Here is a 19,525-nt window from a genome sequence, read left to right as displayed (position 1 = left end):
CGAGTATGGATCAAGAAGAGCAAGCATTAGCGGATTATCAACAAACGAGACGACAACTTGAAGAAGAATCTGACGCATTGACAAGAATTAGGCGACAAGCGGAACAAGCAACGAATGATACCTATTCTGAAATGCAACGGCAAGTACAACGATTTGGTGAAACAAATGAGCCTATGGAATGGGCAAGGCGTGAACTATCACGTCTTGAAGAAGATTTTTTCTCAGAATTAGACAGAGAGAAACGGACCCTTTCGTTAAAAGAAGACGAAGCAGAACAAGCCTATCGAAAAAAACTTCAAGAACAAACTAAACCGTAAAAGGAGCATGATTACGTGTTAGAAGCAATCGAAAAACTATTAAAAGAATATAAAAAGAATTTACAAAAAATGAGCGCTCAAGCCACTGCAATGGCACTTGTTCAAAAAAAAGGTAGTCTTGTGAAAAAAACAAAAAAATCTGGTGAAACGGAATCAGAAAGTGCAAAAAATTCCATTACTTCTGCAACAAGTGGTCTAGGGGAGACAGTAAAAGGGCAGTTTGGAAAGAAAGTAACACAAGTTTTAGATGAACAAGGAAAAATGCTAGATAAATTTTAATTGAAATAGAAAAAGGTGTGTTTCTAGTGGATGATAAAGAATTAGAACTGCGCAAGGAAGAACAACGTCAAAAGATTCGTGAAATTGGACAGAATGCCCAACTCAAAAGTTTAGAAAGCCAGTTGAAAACAGAAAAAGAAGCCAATAAACACTTTGAAGAAATAGAGAGAACTTTAAAAGAAATGCAAAAAGTGATTGATTCCTGGGATAGGAAATACGAGAATACGCCCGAAAAAATAAGGCCGGAATTCCATGTCATTAAGGAAACCGATGTAAATCAGTTGTAAGGAATGTATCTAGCTTAAAAATAACTATATATTATATTCATGAAGATCAATCATCAATGGTGGTTGTTCTATTTTTTGTGTTTCAAGGAGGGAATAAAATGTTTGATACTAAAATTGATTGTATCTTATCGATCAAAAAAGAAACGCTGCAGGATTACTTACTACATTTAATGTCTAAATAAAGTATTATGCAATAAAATTATCTTTTAAGTTTCTTACTCTATTGCATATTCATTCATCTTAATCATCTAAACTCATCTTCAAAAGATCATTTCTATTTTTTGAAATATGTTTTCAACAGTATTTTTTATCTAAATATAAAAAAAGAATGCGTTTACATAATTAGAATAATATGTTAATCTTTACTTGTTCGAACAAGTTGTGTTGCTAGTATTTCTGAAGGAAGTGGTGATGCAAAAGGTTTAATATGAGACGGTGTGTGGACTTCATTAGACATAAAAGGAAGGAAAGTAAAATGAAAAATATATCAGCTGAAACAGAATTAATTAAACAATCTAAGTTAAAAAGCATCTATTTCAATCGCTTTCTGCTATTTCGCTACATTACTGCATTTTTTTTCTTTGTCAATTTATATTGGAGTATATTGTCTTTTTCAGCTTTAAGTATTTGGATTATTCTACCGTTGTTGTTAATTATAATTGATATCGCTATCATAATTGAACAGACCACCAAATATTGGCATCCGTCGAATCAGTTGTTCATTACCAAAACAGGATACGCTATACAAATTTTTAGTAATTTGTTAGGAATTATAACAATTCTTATAGGGCATCAACAGTTACTTTTTCCGTTTATCAATAGTGAAGGGCGTGGCTTGTTACTTGCATGTCTTGCTGTGGGAAGTCTTGTGGGTATAATTGTCGAATGGCGTGTCTGGCAGATTGAACATGATAGAGATGCTTATTTAAAACATATGGAAATTTTTGAAAAGAATGTAAAAAAAGAAAGGTGATAAACATGGATTCAGAAAACAAACTATTTAAATTTTTGAATAACTATTTAATGGGACCTATGGGGAAAATTTCCCAGTTTAGAATTGTCCGTGGCGTAATGGCTGCTGGGATGGCCTCAATTCCTTTTACAATTGTAGGATCAATGTTTCTGATTATTGCTGTTTTGCCTCAGAGTTTTCCTGTTTTGCAAGGAATATGGGAAATTTCGTTTGAACGAGTTGAGAGCTTGTATATGCTTGGTAATATGGCAACTATGGGGATTTTAGCCCTTTATTTTTGTATTGTTTTTGGTTATGAGTATACAAAAATTCAAGCGCAAGAAGAGAAAATCAATCTAAACCCTATGAATGGGGCATTATTATCTATGATGGCTTACTTTATGTGTCTACCGGAATTGATTTTTGATGGTGGTGTTGCTACTTTAGTAAATGTGGTGACAGATGATAAAAAAATTATTGATGGTTGGGAAATGTCAGGCGGTGTTACACGGCTAGGCACAACAGGTATTTTTACAGCAATCATTATGTCGATCATTGCTGTTAAAATTTATGCTTTATGTGTAAAACGTAAATGGGTGATCAAGATGCCTGAAACTGTGCCAACAGGTGTTTCAAATTCTTTTACAGCACTTATTCCAACTGTGTTGATTGCATTGACTGTTATTATTATTAATGGCATACTAGTTGCTCTTGGAACAGATATATTTAAAATGATCGCTATTCCATTTGGTTTTGTAACGAATTTGACTAATACCTGGATTGGATTATTGGTTATTTATTTCTTAATGCATGCACTTTGGATAGTCGGGATTCATGGTGCAACAATCGTTACTTCATTTTTAACACCGATTGTTTTATCAAATATGGTTCAAAATCAAAATGGAGCGAACCTTCCTTTTGCGGGTGAATTTAACAATAGTTTTGTAACGATTGGTGGTTCAGGGGCCACACTTGGGATGGTTATCTTCATTACATTTTTTGCAAAATCAGCCCAGTTAGGTGCTTTAGGTAAGGCGGCAGTTGTACCATCGTTGTTTAATATTAATGAGCCGATTTTATTTGGGATGCCTGTTGTATATAATCCGTATACAGCGATTCCGTTTTTCTTGGCGCCAATGAGCTCAATGTCGGTAGCTTATTTTGCAATTAAATTCGGTATGGTTAATCCACCGATAGCACAAGTTGCATGGCCAACCCCACTTGGATTATCAGGGTTTATTGGTTCAGGCGGTGATTGGAGAGCTTTTGTATTGGCAATCGTCTGCGCAGCTGTGGCATTTGTAATTTGGTTCCCATTTATTAAATTTTATGATAGGAAATTGTATCAAGATGAACAAGCGAAAGTTACTGTAACAAATGTGTAGTATCTGAGGGAACAAAGAAGTAGTTGAAAGCATAATAAAAGGAAGGTATTATTTTAATGAGCGGGTATAAGGTAGCGTGATCAGATAAGCTTCACTAGGCTTAATAAAAAGGAGTGTCTAAAGATGCAAAGCAAGAATCCACTTGATATTAAAACATTAGTCAAGGAGATGATTGAGGAAATACAGGATGGCAAATTGGCGGATGAAAATGGAAAGTTACCAAGTGAGCAAAAATTGAGGACCTACTATAATGTGTCACGTTATGCATTACGTCAAGCTTTGGCGCAACTAGGTGATATGGGGGTTATTTATCAAGCGCAAGGTGTTGGTTCTTTTATCCGTCCAGAACGCCATGAAAAAGTACTGAACTTACAAAATAACATTGGAATAACAGAAGAAATGGCACGGCCTGGCCGAACGATTAAAACTATAGAAGCTAGTCATCGGATTGTGAGCGTGGCAGAAGCTGATTTTTTACCTAAAAATAATGAATTGGCTCAAAGTGTTCAATTGATTGAGATTAATCGTTTGCGGACACTTGATGACGAACCATACTTATCCGAAAAGTCTTATTTTTTACAGTCAATTATTAAAGAAATTCCAGAAGAATCACTGTACGATTCTGTCTTTAACTATTTTGAACAGGACAAAAATATAAAAATAGGCTTTATTGATAAAGTCATTAGTAGTGAACCTCTTTATGAGCCTGGTGCAAGTTTTTTTAAATTGGCTGTAGGCGCTCCTACGTTGGTGGTGCGAGATGACACATTTTTAAGTTCAGGAAGGTTATTAGCATTTTCAAAAATTTGTTATGACTATCGTAAAGCCGAGTTATTTATGTTTAAAAAAACATACTGATAAAAAAGTTCAACTGAACTGGCTTGTCCTATGAGTGAATAGAGCTGATTTTGAGCAATTTAGGCTCAAAATCAGCTTGTTACCTTATAGTGAGATAGTAGAACTTTCTTTAAAGCTAGTAGTGGAAAGAAAGTAGTTTACACTAGATTCTTCCTTTTCGAAAATAGAATTGCAGAGGGTGCAGTCCTTTAAATTTTGATAGATAGGAATTAAAAAGTTTCTTCCCTCCATCATTTCGCCTATGATAGAATGAACTGATAGTTTTTGAAATGAAAGGAATGAGAAAATAAAATGGTCAATCATTTTTCAACAGTTGGTATACCTGTTTCATCTGAAGCCGATTTTATGAAATATGCAAATTTAGTATTTGAATCGGGGAAGAAAATCAAGGCATATGGAGGGACCTACCTTCTACTAAAAATGGGGAATGGAATCGAACTTTGGGGTCAGTTAAATACGCAAGGTGAGATGATTGGCTTAAACCCACATTATAAAGGAACGGCTGTTTCAACTGTCCGCTTAATTGAAAAAATTGAAGATCCTACAGATACGCTATTAGATGGAAGAGTCTACAGTGAGGCAGAGCCGAGCGAAGATGGGGCATTTGCGTATCCCTTTGTCTTTGATATGCCAGATATTGCAGCTCAGAAAATAAAATACCCTGTGATACAAGAAGTGCAATTGGCGGCTTTTGCGCATGAGCTGAGTGTTTATACTGATGAAGAAGAATATAATAAGGCGCAAGAAACAGAACCAAAATTTGCTAGTGAGTTTTTTATTCCGTCAGGTTTATTTGAGGGAGACGAAGAAGGAGGTAGACCGAGTTCTATGGGGCTGTTTGGTGGTCGGGTCTTGGCCGCTGAAAAGCTCAGAAACCCTTATTCAGATGAGTATTTCTATTATGCAAAAGTTAAAACGCTAGGTGGCGAATTTGATGTAGTCGCTGATCCGGAACTTGTTACTGAAGAGATTAGGGAAGGGAATATTATTTCTGGATCGTTTTGGCTAACAGGAAGATTAATCCAAAAGAAGTTTAAGCTTTTTGGATGATAAAATCGATTTTGAAGAAGTCCTGTGACCTGTTGAGACAGGATCGATTGAGACAGGTGAAAACATCACTACTTTCTCTGTAATAATCAGATTTAGTTCATTTTTGGAGTTTACCACAGTGTTCAATTTGCATAAGAACTTGAAGTTTTAGCAATCGACATTGTAAGTGAAATTTCTATCCTGTATAATTAAATCAATCATTAAAGCTACTTCTACTTTAAAGTGGAAGTGTTTTTTTTATCTCGAAATAAAAAGGAGGAAGAAGATGTTTTTAAATTTTATCGGGTTAACATTGTTTTTTGGTATAGGTATTTTAGTTGCAAATGGTGTAAGTCTCATTGCTAGAAAAGGTAGAAATAGCAAAGGGACAATTGTTCTAATGTTCGTTGAGTTATGCTTAATGGGTGGCTTCTTATTTGTGGCACTACCTAGTAAGACTCTTTCAACCATTTTATGGATTAATCTAATTGGAGCTGTTATTGCAAGTGGCTTGTTACTGCTCAGTTGCTCCATTAGTAAGGCTTCTGCGAAGGTATTGCATAATGGGCGCAAAAATGTTGTAGCAGAGACCGTGAATGATTGGTCTGGGCGTATTTTAGGAATCAGTATTGCTGCGATGGTTTTATTATTCATTGTAAGTTCTGTAACGAGGGTAACGGCAATTGATGATGTTTACCAAACTATTCCGTTGAAGACCGAAGAAAAGGCAGAGGTTTTAACATCTACCAAAGAAACACCTATTGCGATTGCGCCAAAAACGGCTAAGCGGAAGATGCTGCAAAAATTCTCTGTGATTCCAAACTCCAATATGTTTACCTTAGATGGTATTACGGCGCAAGTTGTCAATGGTGAATATGTATATGTTGCCACAGTAGAGTTTAATGGGTTTTTCAAATGGTCGAAATTAGGGGCAGTTCCAGGCTATTTTATTATCAGTGCAACAGATATTAATGCACAGCCTAAATTTGTCGAAAAACCAATTATCTATACGCCATCTGCTTACTTTAGTAAAGATGCTGCACGTAAAATTTATGCTGCCTATCCAGATTATGCGGCGACAGGAAAAATTAATTTAGAGATTGATGACAAAGGAAATCCTTTTTATATTCAAACTTTATACAAAGAATATGGTGTTTCTGGTCGGATGAACTACAATGAATTTAAAACAGCTGTTTTAAATGCGACAACGGGTGAAGTCAAAGTCTATGATAGCAAAGAGGCACCAAAATTTGTAGATGCTCCGATCACTAGTTCTGCGGCGAATAGTATCAATGAATACTTTGGTCGCTATAGCCAAGGCTGGTGGAATCAAACGATGTTTGGCGCGAAAAAAGATGTTAAAATCCCAACAGAAAATGGCATTTATGCATCTGGTCAAATCACACCTATGATGAATAAAGAAGGTAGTCAATTATTGTATTTTACAGATTTTACAAGTGGGGATGAGGAGCAAGATTCCGCTTTAGGTTATTCCTTGATCAATGCAAGGACAGGTCAGGTAACGTATTATCGTGATACAAAAGTAGGAATCATGGATAGTGACGGCGCCATCTCGATTGCAGCGAAGATTTATCCAGAGAAAAAATGGAAAGCAAGTATGCCAGTGCTTTATAATATCGATGGCGTGCCAACCTGGATTGTTTCTTTAATGGACAGTAAGGGGATCTTCAAAAAATATGTGTATGTCAATGCTGTAGACAATGATATTGTGGTAGATGCAGATGCGGCACAAAATGCACTAGATGCATATCGAATTGAATTAGCAACAAAAGGAAGTAACAATACAAGTACTGATGCTGCCGATTTAGAGAAGATCAAAGGAACTGTTTCCCGCATCACGATTGTCGCTAGTGAAGCACAAACGGTTGTTTCCTTCCTATTAGAAAATGAGAAAACAATCTACAGTGTAACAACGAATAACAGCCCAATGGCTCTTTTCCTAAAAGAAGGAGACAAGGTTGAGTTTCAAGCGGTAGTTGCAGCCGATGCGAAAGCTGCTAGTATTGAAAATCTTGTGATTGAAGGCTTAGAATAGTCATATCTGGTTACTCGAAATCCACCTTATTAAATTAAACTATTTTGCTCTATTGTAAAATAGTAGCTATCAACCTAGAGGTAGAAAGGTCCTCTAGGTTGTTTTTGTCATTTATAAAAAAAGCTCTGAACGATAGAAAAATGCTCAACTAGCTTTGGAAAGGAAAAAAATCCTCAATAAGATATGATACAATACTGTTCAAATGAAGGCGTTATCTTTAACCTTTCAAATAAACAGTGAAGGAAGTTACGTTTATGTACGTAGGATTTGATATAGGGGGAACGACGGTTAAATATGGTGTTTTGGATGAAGGCGGCAATATTTTAGTAAAAGGAAGCATTGAGACAGAATACGAGCCTGAGATATTCTACGCCAATCTTTTAAAAATCATTGACGATGCCAGAGCCGACTACCAAATAAAAGGAATTGGCATAAGTGCGCCAGGGATTGTCCAAAAAGATGGCTTTATGTTAACGGCTGGTGCGATCAGACCTTTATATGGCGAAAATTTTAAACAAAAGCTAGAGAAGTTAACGGGTCTACCTGTCACTGTAGAAAATGATGCAAATGCTGTTGCCATAGCAGAAAAATGGATCGGAAATGCAATCGATATGGAAAATTATTTATGCCTAGTCTTAGGTACGGGCGTTGGTGGCGGGATCGTCATTAATGGGAAGGTTCATCGTGGTTCTCATGGTATGGCTGGCGAATTTGGTTGGATGATGATCGATAAATTACCAGAAACGGGCAATCTTGAGTCGGTATCGATTAATAGGCGGGCATCTGTCGTTGATGGTCTGATTCGTCTATACAATGAAGCGCAACAAAAAAATGAAGAAACAGTTATTCCTATTAGTGATGCAAGAGAGATCTTTGACTTAGCTGAAAGCGGCGATGACCTTGCAGTAGCCATTACGAAACAATTTTATGTAGATCTTTCAGTCGCTCTGGTCAATTTGATTAGCTGCTTTGATCCAGAAGCTATTTTAATTGGTGGCGGAGTGAGTGCAAACGAGCAGTTTCACAGAGAACTTCAGAAAACATTGGAGGAAGTGGAAAAAAATCATGGGGCTATCAACTATTTAAGAGGCAAGACGATTGCACCTGTGATGCCAACGAAATTAAAAAATGACGCAGGTCTGATCGGGGCTGTCTATCAAGTTCATCAAGTTGTCAGTAAATAAATTTTTTATGGTATAATTTTCTTAACGAACTAAAGGAGATTAACATAAATGGCGATATTCGATTATCTGAAATTAAATGACCTGTCCTCTGTAGAACAAGAAATTTATCGATTTGTTGTGAATAATCTAGATAAAATCCCCTATATGCGTGTTCGGGATATTGCTGATGGTGCACATGTATCCTCAACCTCTGTCTTTCGTTTTGTTCAGAAAATCGGGTTTCATTCTTTTCCAGAGTTTCGGTTTTATATTAAGTCCCATTTAGATAATGTTCGTCAAGAAGAAAATAAAACACACATTGGCATTGAAGAGCGGGTGAATTCCCTTAATATGGGGATTTTTCATCCAGATGTAGAATATCAAATCAAAAAGATGGCACAAGATTTACGTGATAGTGATTTTATATTGTTTATGGGTATGGGTGCCTCGGGTGCAATTGCACAGTATATAGCTAGAAAATTAGCGAATTTGGGGTATGTGTCGATTAGTTTAGATGATCTGACGTATCCTATTCGTAGTTTTTTACGCAAGAATCAAAAAAATGCCATCGTATTTTTAAGTGTATCTGGTGAAACGAAAGAATTGATAGAAGTTATCGCGGGCTTAGAAGATAAAAATAGTGTCAAAAAGTACTGTATTACGCTAAACAAGAAAAGCACGCTTGCTCAACTTTGTGACTACTCCATTGAGTACGAAATCAAAGAAGAACGCAAAGATATTTTTCTAGATCTTACTAGTCAGCTACCTTCAATAGCCATTTTAGAAACTTTGATTAGCTACCTTAAAGATTTTCGCAATGAGTAAATAGAATATGCTCCAACAAATTAACTAGAGTGAAATCCTACTTTAGTTAATTTTTTTGTTTAAAATCAGGAACAGGTCGTTCCGTATAAGGAATTTATTCTATTTTCTAAGAATTTATTTTTAAAAAGGAGGCGCTTACTTTTTAGTGAGATAATTTATGTATAATACGTTTATAAATGAAAGGAGTTTTATCTATGCAAAAATTTAATGATATTATTGATCGTTCATTAGTTCCGATTGCAACAAAGCTGAATAATCAACGCCACATCGCAGCTGTTCGGGATGCTTTTATGTTGATTTTTCCATTAACGATTTCTGCATCACTTGTTATTTTAGTTAACAATATTTTATTTTCAAATGACAGTTTTGTCGTGCAATTATTACGATTATCCAGTGTTTTTCCAAATTTAGAAAGCGCGCAGCAAGTGTTGTCTTCCGTGGCAAATGGAACCATCAATATCATGAGTATCTTTATCACGTATCTTGTGGCTCAAATATTAGCGAAACATTTTAACGCAGATTCTACGTTAGTCGGGTTGACAAGTATCGCTAGCTTTATGATTTTGTATCCTAAACCATTTAATGCAGATGACTTGAATGTCATCAGTACACAGTATCTAGGGGCACAAGGCTTGTTTGTTGCTATGATCGTAGGTTGCTTAGTGGGCGAATTTTTACCAAAGCTTTTTAAAGTAAAGCGTCTGCAAATTAACATGCCGGAAATGGTTCCACCAGCTGTATCTCGTTCTTTTTCAAGTATGATACCAATTGTGATCGTAGTGGGAATCTCAGCAATTGTTAACTTTTTAGTGTTAATGATCGCACCAGAAGGCGTGAACGAACTGATCTACAAAGGAATTCAAAGTCCATTACGTGATCTTGGAGGAAATGTTGTCGGAGTCATGCTATTAGCCTTTATTCAAACCTTGCTATTTTCTATCGGTATTCATGGTCCAAATACGTTAAATGCCGTTCGTTCTGCTATTTTTACGGAACAAGATTTAGCCAATCTAGATTTTATCAATAAAGGTGGTTCACTTTGGGATGTTCCTTACAAAGAAACGTGGGGCATTTTAAATGATATGTTTGCAAATATGGGGGGGACAGGGATGACAATGGGCTTGATCATTGCGATCTTTATTGCCTCTAGACGCCCAGAACAACGTGAAATTGCCAAGATGTCATTAGTTCCAGGTATTTTTCAAATTAATGAACCCATCATTTTTGGGTTACCGATCGTGTTAAATCCGTTATTGATCGTTCCTTTTATATTGGTGCCAATGGTCAATATTATGATCGGTTACTTCGTGACGGTCGTTTGGCCGATTATGCCATCACCGGCAATTGGTGTCCCGTGGACTACACCTGGGATCATTAATCTATTCTTAGGGACAGGTGGAAATATAGTTGCTGCATTGGTTGGGGTTGTCTGTTTAGCGGTTTCTGTAGGGATCTATTTACCATTTGTTATCGCATCAAATCGTGCACAAAAAATTGATTTATAAGTGAATTATTTTTATTAAAGGAGCCGTATTATGACGAATAAAATAGGAGATAATTTTTTATGGGGCGGCGCAATTGCCGCTCATCAAGCAGAAGGAGCTTGGGATGTAGACGGAAGAGGACCTAGTATTGCCGATGTAATGACTGCAGGAGGTAACGGAATTCCTCGGAAAATAACGAAGGGTGTTCTCGATGGAGAATATTACCCAAACCATGAAGCGATTGATTTTTATCATCACTATAAAGAGGATATCAAGCTTTTTAAAGAGCTAGGTTTAAAATGTTTGCGAACGTCTATATCATGGAGTCGTATTTTTCCGAAAGGAATTGAAGAAGAACCAAATGAAGCAGGATTATTATATTATGATCGCCTCTTTGATGAATTAATAGAAAATGAAATCGAACCCGTTATTACGCTGTCCCATTTTGAAATGCCTTATTACATCTATGAGAAGTTCGGTGGTTTTGCCAATAAGGAAGTGATTCCATTATTTGTAAAATTCGCTAAATGTGTGTTTGAACGCTATAAAGACAAAGTCACATACTGGATGACCTTCAACGAAATCAACAACCAAGCAGATGGGCAAGAACCGTTACACGTTTGGACCAATTCAGCGATGATCATTGAAGACGAAGACAAGAAAGAAGAACTTGTTTTCCAAGCAGGAATCAATGAACTAATTGCTAGTGCAGCGGCTGTGATTGAAGGGAAGAAAATAAATCCTAAATTCCAAATTGGCTGTATGATGGCCTATGTTCCTGTTTATCCGTATTCCTGTAATCCAGAAGATATGATGGCATCGGTAAAGGCCAATGAGCGAAGATTTTTCTATAATGATATTCATGCTCGTGGGAAAATTCCCACTTATGCGACAAAATATTGGGAACGTAAGAACTACCAAATTGATATCAGCGAGCAGGAATTAGCTATTTTGAAAGAAGGAACAGTCGATTATATCGGTTTTAGTTATTATATGTCTGGTACAATCTCAACGCTTAAAGACATTGAAGGTTGGGCAACAGAAGATATTCCCAATGCAAAAATAGTGAAAAACCCATATATAAGTGCATCTGATTGGGGATGGCCAATCGATGAAGTCGGACTACGTTATGTCTTAAATACTGTTTATCAACGTTACGATCTACCGTTATTTATTGTCGAAAATGGTTTTGGTGCATATGATAAACTAACAGAGGAAAATACTGTTCATGACGACTATCGGATTGAGTATTTGAGTAAACACATTGAGCAAATGAAAAAAGCTATCGTAGAAGATGGTGTTCCAGTTATTGGTTATACACCTTGGGGAATCATTGATATTGTAAGCTTTGGCAGTGGCGAAATGGAAAAAAGATACGGTATGATTTATGTGGATAAGGATAACGAAGGTAAGGGGACACTTAAACGTTTAAAAAAAGATTCGTTTGATTGGTATCAGAAGGTTATTGAAACAAATGGTGAAGAGATTTAGAGAACTGGATAGACGTTAAGATAATAAATAAGCAGATAGATCAGCCTTTTAGTCAAAAAATGAATGGACTAAAAGGCTTTTTATCAAGTTGAACGTTCTAAACAATAGTCAAGAAAGTTTGATGTTAGATAATCACTGTAGTAGAGTGGTAGTAGATGCCTAAGTTGACGGAAACAGAATTATAGAAGGAGGACTAAGATGAATATCACACAACTAACTATTGATACGTTAAAGAGAGCGCAAGAACGTTTTGAAGAAACTCTTGATCAAATGAGCGTAGCAGAAGCCAACACGATGCCGAAACCCTTGATCAAATCAGTTACATGGTTGATTTGGCATACTGCAAAAGAACTTGATTATCAAATTTCAGAGCTTAATAATACGCAACCATTGTGGCTAGAGTCAGGTTGGAGTGAAAAGTTTGCTTTGGATTTACCAGATGATACACAAGATTGGCGCCATACGCCTGAACAAGCCGCTAAAGTTGTCGTAACAGATAAAAAATTACTTTTAGATTATCTTACTGCAAGTGTTGATTTTACGAACACTTATTTAGAAAATGTGGATGAAAGAAGTCTGACTGATGTTGTAGATACGAACTGGATGCCAGTTGTGACACGTCAGGCTCGAATTGTTTCGGCTATTGATGATGCGGTGATGCATTCAGGTCAAGCTGTTTATACTAGAAGGTTGGTTATTGGTAAGTAGTAATTAGTTGCAAATGAATAAAAAAAGAGAAATTCTACCTAAGATTTTTACTGGGCAGAGCTTCTCTTTGTTTATTTAGGATTGCCTACTAGACTCTCTTAAAACCAACGAAACGGGCACGACGATCTGCCTGCCTAATTCTCCTTTGTGGTTGATCAATTCTAGTAGTGTTTCCACTGCATGGGACGCGATTAAAGTCGTATTTTGTTTGACCGATGAAAGAGTTGGTGTTGTGTATTTTCCAGAAGCCGTATCATCGAAACCAATTAATTTTATTTTTTGCGGTACAGCGATATGATTTTTCTTCAAACTCAGCATTAATTCTAATGCAATGAGATCATTTATAGAAAAAATCCCGTCTATACTTGGATTTTTCTGTAGAAAAGCAAGGAAATCTTGTTCAAAATCTACACTTTCAATATCAATAGAAAGCAAATGTTGTTTGATATTGAAAGAAATGCTATTTTTCTTCAATGCATCCTTAAATCCTTTCAACCGCTCTTTAGCACTGGTTGATTTTTGATTATGCATCGCAATAACAGGATGCTGGCAGCCTTCATGGATCAGTTCTTCTGTACTCTCAAAAGCACCTTGATAGTGATTAGATGAAATAAAAATAGTATCTTCTTTCTTTTTTGGTTCCCGATCGATACAAATATAAGGGATTTTCTTTTCAGCCCCAGAGGAATCAAATTCAAATGCCTCGGCTCCAGAAATAACGATCAAGCCATCCACGCCTTTCCCTTCTAAAATACGTAGATATGCCAGCTCTTTCTCGGAACTTCGGGATGTATTGCAAATAATAGTGGAATAGCCCTTAGCAAATAAAATTTCTTCTAATTGCTGAACAACATCAGAAAAGAAATAGTTACTGATGTCCGGTACTAAAATGCCGATCGTGAATGATTTGTTCATGCGTAAGTTTTTAGCACTGTAATTCATTTTGTAGCCAGTTTCTTCAATGACTTTTAAGACTTTTTTTCGAGTTTCTTCAGAAAAACGTCCATTATCATTAATAACTCTCGAAACAGTTGCGACAGAAACGCCTGCGATTTCAGCGATGTCTTTAATAGAATAGTTTTTCATAGATCGTGTCCTCTTGAGTAATCGTTCTCATTTTTCTTTGATATTTACTCATATTTTCTCATAAAAAAGGATTGAATACAAATTTTCACGATAAATTTTAGTTGACAGGTCAAAATTTTGGTGATATATTATCCACAAGAAAAGGTAAACGATTACCCGTTATTTTTTTAGGTTTTGGGTAATCGTTATCTCAAAAGAGGAGGAAGACTATTGGCAAGATTATTATGTCCATCATTGATGTGTGCTGATTTTTCTAATCTGGAAAAAGAAACACAAGAACTGGATCAAGCTGGGATCGATATTTTTCATATGGACTTTATGGATGGCAGTTTTGTACCAAACTTTGGAATGGGGCTGCAAGATTTTGAATTAGTCCGTTCTGTTACAGAGAAGCCAGTAGATGTTCATTTAATGATTCAAGAACCAAGTAAGTATGTTGAAAAATTTGCGGATCTTGGGGCAGATATTATTTATATCCATCCAGAAGCAGATAGACAAGCGGCCCGAACGTTGGATATCATTCAGCAAAAAGGAAAGAAGGCAGGCATCGCACTTAATCCAGGAACATCGGTTGAAATGATTCAAGAATTGCTGCCATTAGTAGACTATGTGATGGTGATGACCGTCAACCCAGGATTTGCAGGTCAAAAGTATTTATCATATACGAATTCTAAAATAGAAAAGTTAGTGGCTTTATCAAAAGAATATGATTTTGACGTGATGGTAGATGGTGCGATTTCGCCAGAAAAAATTGAAAAACTAAGCAAAATAGGTGTGACTGGTTTTGTGTTAGGTACATCAGCTTTATTTGGAAAAACTGGAACCTATCAAGAAACTCTTGAGAAATTAAGAGCGCTCTAGTAAGTCCATTTTCTAGAATTAACATATACAGGAGGAATCATTTAATGAAATTAGCAATTGGCAGCGATCATGTTGGGTTTGAGTTGAAACCTATTATTATTGAGTACGTAAAAGAATTAGGTCATGAGATCGAAGACTTTGGAACGAATTCATCAGAACGAACAGATTATCCTCAATATGGTAAGAAAGTAGCGGAAGAAGTTGCTTCAGGAAATTTTGATGGTGGGATTTTGATTTGTGGCACTGGGGTAGGAATCTCAATTTCGGCCAACAAAGTCAAAGGCATCCGCGCAGTTGTGTGTAGTGAACCTTATTCGGCTAAGCTTTCTAAGGAGCATAATAACACGAATATTTTAGCATTCGGCTCTCGGGTAGTGGGCAGTGAGTTAGCAAAGATGATTGTAAAAGAATGGCTAGACGCTAATTTTGAAGGCGGCAGACATGCTAAACGAGTCGAGATGATTAGGCAAATAGAGCGTTAAAAAGAGGCTAATTCTTTTTTAATCTGATTTTTAGTGGTAAAAAATGAAATAAAATGAAAATAAATGGTTGTTTTTGGAAATTATAGATGCTATTATGGGGGTGTAGAAGAAGACAGGAGGAATAAAAAAATGAAGTTAGCGACAAGAATCAATTCATTTTTACCAAAATTCAATCATGATGTGGAAGAAGTCTTACAAGAATTTAATCGTCTAGGGTTAACTCATGTTGATTTTAATTATCCAGAACATGTGGCAGATATTTCAGCTGAAAAAATGAAAAAAATGTTACAGGAAAATAAATTAAAAGCAAATGGTGTGGCACTAAGGTTTAGAAGTGAGTTTATCAATGGCGAGTTAGGAAATGCGGATCAGAGTATTTCTAGCAATGCAGTCAAACTGTGCAAAGAAGCCTGTGATTATTGTCGTGAAGTAGGTGGAGAAGTCGTGACGATCTGGTTAGGTTTTGATGGGTTTGATTATTCATTCCAGATCGACTATGAAAAAGTTTGGAACCAAATCAAAGCCTGTATGATCGAAATTACAGACTATGCGCCTGATCTTAAAATCAGCATTGAGTACAAACCGTTTCAACCAAGAGCGTATGCATTCTTAGATAGTTTCGGGGTCGCTTTATCAATGGTTCATGAGGTTGGTCGTGAGAATTTAGGGATCACCTTAGATTATTGTCACATGCTAATGAAACATGAAAATCCAGCTTATGGTGCAAGTATTTTAGGCAGTCGTCAAAAACTATTTGGGGTTCATTTAAATGATGGTTATGGTCTAAACGATGATGGATTGATGATCGGTACAAGTAGTTTGATCAAGACAATTGAATTTATCTACTATACAAAATTACACAATTATGATCACGCTTTCTATTTCGATACATTTCCAATTATTGAAGATCCTGTAGCAGAGTGTGAAAGAAACATCAACATGATCAAAAAAATCGATGCGATTATTGAGCGATTAGGAATGGACTACATCGCTAACGTGATCAAACAAAACAGCGCAGTGAAAGTAAGTGATTTAGTATTAGAAATCTTAGCTTAAGATTTCTAATACATTATTCCAATACTAAAAAGAACTAGGGGAGTGAATAAGGATGGATTTCAAATTAGCAGCAAAAGAAATTTTAGAAAATGTTGGCGGTCCAGAGAATTTAGCGAATATGACCCATTGTGCTACACGATTGAGATTAACACTGAAAGATCCTTCTAAGGCAAATGATGACGCAGTCAAAGAAATCGATGGTGTTGTCAATGTTGTCAATAAAGCAGGACAATATCAAATTTTGATTGGCACAGAAGTTCCTAAATTATATGATGAATTTGAAGCGTTGGTTACAGGGGAAGATGGAAATGTTCAAGTAAATAATAGTGGAGAGCATTCTGGTAATATTATCAGTAATATCTTTTCAGCGATTTCAGCAATTTTTGCGCCATTATTACCTGCATTAGCTGGATCAGGGATTTTACGAGGACTATTGATTTTAGCTGTCCAAACAGGAGTTTTATCTGAAAATAGCGGGACTTATAGTATATTAAATGTTGCTTCAATGAGTGTCTTTTATTTTTTACCAGTATTGTTAGCGTTTACTTCGGCGAGAAGATTTGGGGCTAGTCCTTATTTATCTGCATTGATCGGTGCGGCTTTATTGAATCCAGAGTTTATTGCATTGATGGGAGATACTGGAAACGGTGCAACAACAAGCTTCTTGAAAATTCCTGTGGTTTTGATGAATTACAATTCTACAGTTGTTCCGATTATCCTTTCGATTTGGGCGTTTTCTTATCTGTATAAGTTTTTAGATGAAAAAGTTCCTGAGACGCTAAAATTGGTTGTTGTTCCTTTGATTTCTTTAGCTGTGATGATTCCTTTAACGATTATCGTAATTGGTCCAATTGGGGTTTATAGCGGTGAAGCAGTGGCTCAAGTGGTGAATTGGTTGATTGAGCGTAGTAGTATTTTGACAGGTATAGTGATTGGCGGTGGTTGGAGTGTTCTTGTAAGCTTAGGGATTCACTGGGCGGTTAATCCGATCATGATCAATAATGTTTCAACATATGGTTTTGACTATATAGTACCGTTTACCTTTGCCTGTAATTTTGCTGTTATCGGTACGACGATCGGTGTCTATTTTAAAGCAAGAAACAACAAACTACGTAGTTTTGCGTTAACAGGTCTAGTAACGGTCGCACTTTCAGCCATTATCGAACCTACATTATTTGGCTTATTAGTAAAAAATAAAAAATTATTTTTAGCACAAATCATTGGCGGTGCTGTTGGTGGTGCGTATTTAGGCCTGACGAAAGTTGTAACGAATGCTTTTGTCTTTGGTAGTGTGACAACGTTTCCAGCTTTTGTAACAGATAATACTTCAAACTTTATTCAAGCAATGATTGGATTAGCTATTGCACTAGTCACTTCAGCTATTTTAGGTTATATGTTTACCGAAAGAGAAGAAATGTTATCTTAAAATCTAAAATAACTTCTTTCAAATTTGTCTATTTCGTTACTATTTATCGCTATTTATGGTATTTTAAGAATGGGTATTCTTCTTGAAAGTAATTAGTAATGAAAAAATGAAAGGAGTTTCTTATGATTCCATATGTTCGCCAAGAAAAGATCATCGAAATTCTAGAAAGTAGAGAATTAATCAAGATTGAGGATTTACAAAAATTAATACCAGAAGTCTCGATTTCTACTCTTAGACGTGATTTGAAAGAACTTGAAGGAGTAAATAAAGTGCAGACCTTATCAGGAGGTGCCGTCAAGCTTTCTTCAAGTGTGTCAGAGCTACCTATCTCAACGAAGGCAAGTTTACAAACCAAAGAAAAGCTCTATATAGCTGAATTGGCTACTCGTGAAGTGGTCGCTGGAGAGACGATTTATTTAGATTCAGGTTCTACGTGTACAGTATTGTTAAGAGAGCTGCTTAAAAAGAAGATTCGAATCATCACTACAAATACGGATGTACTTAGATTGACTGGAGATTTTGAGGCAGAAGTCACGATTTTAGGTGGCACTTATGATCCCAAAATTTCATCATTAAGTGGTCCACTAGCTGAAGCAAACATAAAAAAATATGTCTTTGATAAAGCGTTCCTAGGTGCAAATGGTATTGATTTGAAATTTGGGGTAACAACGCCTAATTTAGTGGAAGCAATCAAAAAGAAAACCGTGATCGATCATGCCAAAAAATCATTTTTATTATGTGATAGTTCTAAGTTTCATAAGACGTCTGCAGTGAAATCCTTTGATTTAAATGAAGTTATTTTGATTACCGATACATTCGATTCAGATTTGAGCAAAGAAATGGCAATCATTTCTAAATAAAGTAGTATAAGAAAAGCACGTCTATATTTTTTTATAGACGTGCTTCATTATATTCCAATATTATTCAAAATTACTCATATAAACGATAATTAACTTCTCAATCCACGACCTCTATCAATCAAATACCAACAAACGGCATAAAGTACTGAGATAAAAAGAATCAAAATGATCATAGAAAAAATGATCGGTACATCGATCGTGCCAAGAAAACCATATCTAAATCCTGAAATCATATACACGATCGGGTTAATTTTGGAAACAGCTTGCCAGATCGGTGGCAACATTGAGATTGCATAAAATACTCCGCCAAGATACGTTAACGGCTGTAAAACGAAAGTTGGCACAATCGATACATCATCAAAAGATTGGGCAAAGATCCCATTTAGCAAACCTGCTAATGAAAATAAAATAGCGGTCATCAGAAGGGTAATAATCACAATAGACCAAGAATAAACGTGAAGTGGTACAAAGAATAAAGAAATTATTGTGACAAGTGTGCCGACTAGAACACTTCTGCCCAGTCCACCGAAAACAAATCCCCAAATAATAATGTGTGTTGGTACTGGTGCAACTAATAACTCTTCAATATTTTTCTGAAACTTTTGTGAGAAAAATGAGGACGAGACATTCGCATAAGAGCTCGTGATGACAGACATCATGATCAGGCCAGGCACGATAAATTCCATATAGGAGAAACCTTCCATCTGTCCGATTCGTCCACCGATCAGATTTCCGAAAATAACAAAATAAAGTGATGTGGTGATCACTGGTGGGACCAAAGTTTGTACCCAAATGCGTAGATAACGATTAGTTTCTTTTACTGCAAGGCTTCTTAAAGCCGTGAAATATAACTTAAACATTTTTATTCTCCTTATTCGTATCAAAGTATTGATTTTCCAAAAGAAAAATCAATCTGAGGC

General features: G+C 36.1%; 19 protein-coding genes and 1 pseudogene. 18 read left to right on the top strand and 2 right to left on the bottom strand.

Features of this window, described 5'->3' with window-relative positions; translation table 11 throughout:
* Positions 1-5: 5 nt before the first annotated feature.
* The 13 genes from RV15_RS13765 (at position 6) to RV15_RS13705 (ending at position 12,834) form a co-directional block, all read left to right on the top strand.
* Entirely contained in the window at positions 6-317 is a 312-nt protein-coding gene (locus RV15_RS13765) for a hypothetical protein (protein ID WP_025873694.1), read from the top strand.
* A 15-nt stretch (positions 318-332) separates the two neighbouring features.
* Positions 333-596 (top strand): hypothetical protein, encoded by a 264-nt coding sequence (locus RV15_RS13760; RefSeq protein ID WP_071878598.1) that lies wholly within the window; start codon positions 333-335, stop codon positions 594-596.
* 26 nt (positions 597-622) lie between these two features.
* Complete coding sequence (locus RV15_RS13755) at positions 623-883, top strand: hypothetical protein (RefSeq protein ID WP_071878597.1); 261 nt, start codon at positions 623-625, stop codon at positions 881-883.
* 475 nt (positions 884-1,358) lie between these two features.
* Positions 1,359-1,856: a hypothetical protein gene (locus tag RV15_RS13750; protein ID WP_071878596.1), complete on the top strand. Its 498-nt coding sequence runs from the start codon at positions 1,359-1,361 to the stop codon at positions 1,854-1,856.
* A gap of 5 nt (positions 1,857-1,861) precedes the next feature.
* Positions 1,862-3,220, top strand: a complete 1,359-nt coding sequence (celB, locus tag RV15_RS13745) for a PTS cellobiose transporter subunit IIC (RefSeq protein WP_071878595.1) — start codon at positions 1,862-1,864, stop codon at positions 3,218-3,220.
* 123 nt (positions 3,221-3,343) lie between these two features.
* On the top strand, positions 3,344-4,078 hold the full coding sequence (locus RV15_RS13740; RefSeq protein ID WP_071878594.1) for a GntR family transcriptional regulator: 735 nt from the start codon (positions 3,344-3,346) through the stop codon (positions 4,076-4,078).
* A gap of 291 nt (positions 4,079-4,369) precedes the next feature.
* On the top strand, positions 4,370-5,128 hold the full coding sequence (locus RV15_RS13735) for a hypothetical protein (RefSeq protein ID WP_071878593.1): 759 nt from the start codon (positions 4,370-4,372) through the stop codon (positions 5,126-5,128).
* Positions 5,129-5,393: 265 nt separating this feature from the next.
* On the top strand, positions 5,394-7,163 hold the full coding sequence (locus RV15_RS13730) for a DNA-binding protein (protein ID WP_071878592.1): 1,770 nt from the start codon (positions 5,394-5,396) through the stop codon (positions 7,161-7,163).
* A gap of 254 nt (positions 7,164-7,417) precedes the next feature.
* The gene (locus RV15_RS13725; RefSeq protein ID WP_071878591.1) at positions 7,418-8,347 is read left to right on the top strand and encodes an ROK family protein; all 930 of its coding nucleotides are present in this window, start codon (positions 7,418-7,420) and stop codon (positions 8,345-8,347) included.
* Positions 8,348-8,395: 48 nt separating this feature from the next.
* Complete coding sequence (locus tag RV15_RS13720; RefSeq protein ID WP_071878590.1) at positions 8,396-9,151, top strand: MurR/RpiR family transcriptional regulator; 756 nt, start codon at positions 8,396-8,398, stop codon at positions 9,149-9,151.
* Positions 9,152-9,345: 194 nt separating this feature from the next.
* A complete protein-coding gene (locus RV15_RS13715) occupies positions 9,346-10,656 on the top strand; it encodes a PTS sugar transporter subunit IIC (protein WP_071878589.1) in 1,311 nt (436 codons plus the stop codon).
* Positions 10,657-10,686: 30 nt separating this feature from the next.
* On the top strand, positions 10,687-12,126 hold the full coding sequence (locus RV15_RS13710) for a 6-phospho-beta-glucosidase (RefSeq protein ID WP_071878588.1): 1,440 nt from the start codon (positions 10,687-10,689) through the stop codon (positions 12,124-12,126).
* Positions 12,127-12,324: 198 nt separating this feature from the next.
* Positions 12,325-12,834, top strand: coding sequence for a DinB family protein (locus tag RV15_RS13705; RefSeq protein WP_071878587.1), 510 nt, complete (start codon positions 12,325-12,327; stop codon positions 12,832-12,834).
* A gap of 75 nt (positions 12,835-12,909) precedes the next feature.
* Here the strand turns inward: RV15_RS13705 and RV15_RS13700 are convergent.
* Positions 12,910-13,926 (bottom strand): annotated as a pseudogene (locus RV15_RS13700) (LacI family DNA-binding transcriptional regulator); the annotation flags it as partial.
* Between the two features lie 204 nt (positions 13,927-14,130).
* Here RV15_RS13700 and rpe point away from each other — a divergent pair.
* From rpe to RV15_RS13675, 5 genes are all read left to right on the top strand, one after another.
* The gene (rpe, locus tag RV15_RS13695; RefSeq protein ID WP_083429190.1) at positions 14,131-14,781 is read left to right on the top strand and encodes a ribulose-phosphate 3-epimerase; all 651 of its coding nucleotides are present in this window, start codon (positions 14,131-14,133) and stop codon (positions 14,779-14,781) included.
* Between the two features lie 44 nt (positions 14,782-14,825).
* Complete coding sequence (gene rpiB, locus RV15_RS13690; protein ID WP_071878585.1) at positions 14,826-15,263, top strand: ribose 5-phosphate isomerase B; 438 nt, start codon at positions 14,826-14,828, stop codon at positions 15,261-15,263.
* Between the two features lie 129 nt (positions 15,264-15,392).
* Positions 15,393-16,319, top strand: coding sequence for a sugar phosphate isomerase/epimerase family protein (locus RV15_RS13685; RefSeq protein ID WP_071878584.1), 927 nt, complete (start codon positions 15,393-15,395; stop codon positions 16,317-16,319).
* Positions 16,320-16,371: 52 nt separating this feature from the next.
* The gene (locus RV15_RS13680) at positions 16,372-17,745 is read left to right on the top strand and encodes a PTS transporter subunit EIIC (protein WP_071878583.1); all 1,374 of its coding nucleotides are present in this window, start codon (positions 16,372-16,374) and stop codon (positions 17,743-17,745) included.
* Between the two features lie 122 nt (positions 17,746-17,867).
* Positions 17,868-18,605 carry a DeoR/GlpR family DNA-binding transcription regulator gene (locus tag RV15_RS13675; protein ID WP_071878582.1) on the top strand — a complete coding sequence of 246 codons (738 nt, stop codon included), beginning with the start codon at positions 17,868-17,870 and terminating at the stop codon, positions 18,603-18,605.
* A gap of 89 nt (positions 18,606-18,694) precedes the next feature.
* Here the strand turns inward: RV15_RS13675 and RV15_RS13670 are convergent, their stop codons facing one another.
* Complete coding sequence (locus tag RV15_RS13670) at positions 18,695-19,465, bottom strand: ABC transporter permease (protein ID WP_071878581.1); 771 nt, start codon at positions 19,463-19,465, stop codon at positions 18,695-18,697.
* Positions 19,466-19,525 lie beyond the last annotated feature (60 nt).

The sequence above is a fragment of the Enterococcus silesiacus genome (assembly GCF_001886225.1).
GTDB classification, from domain to species: domain Bacteria; phylum Bacillota; class Bacilli; order Lactobacillales; family Enterococcaceae; genus Enterococcus_L; species Enterococcus_L silesiacus.
The sequence above is the reverse complement of the archived record's forward strand: the minus strand, read 5'-3'. Positions and strand labels throughout refer to the sequence as shown.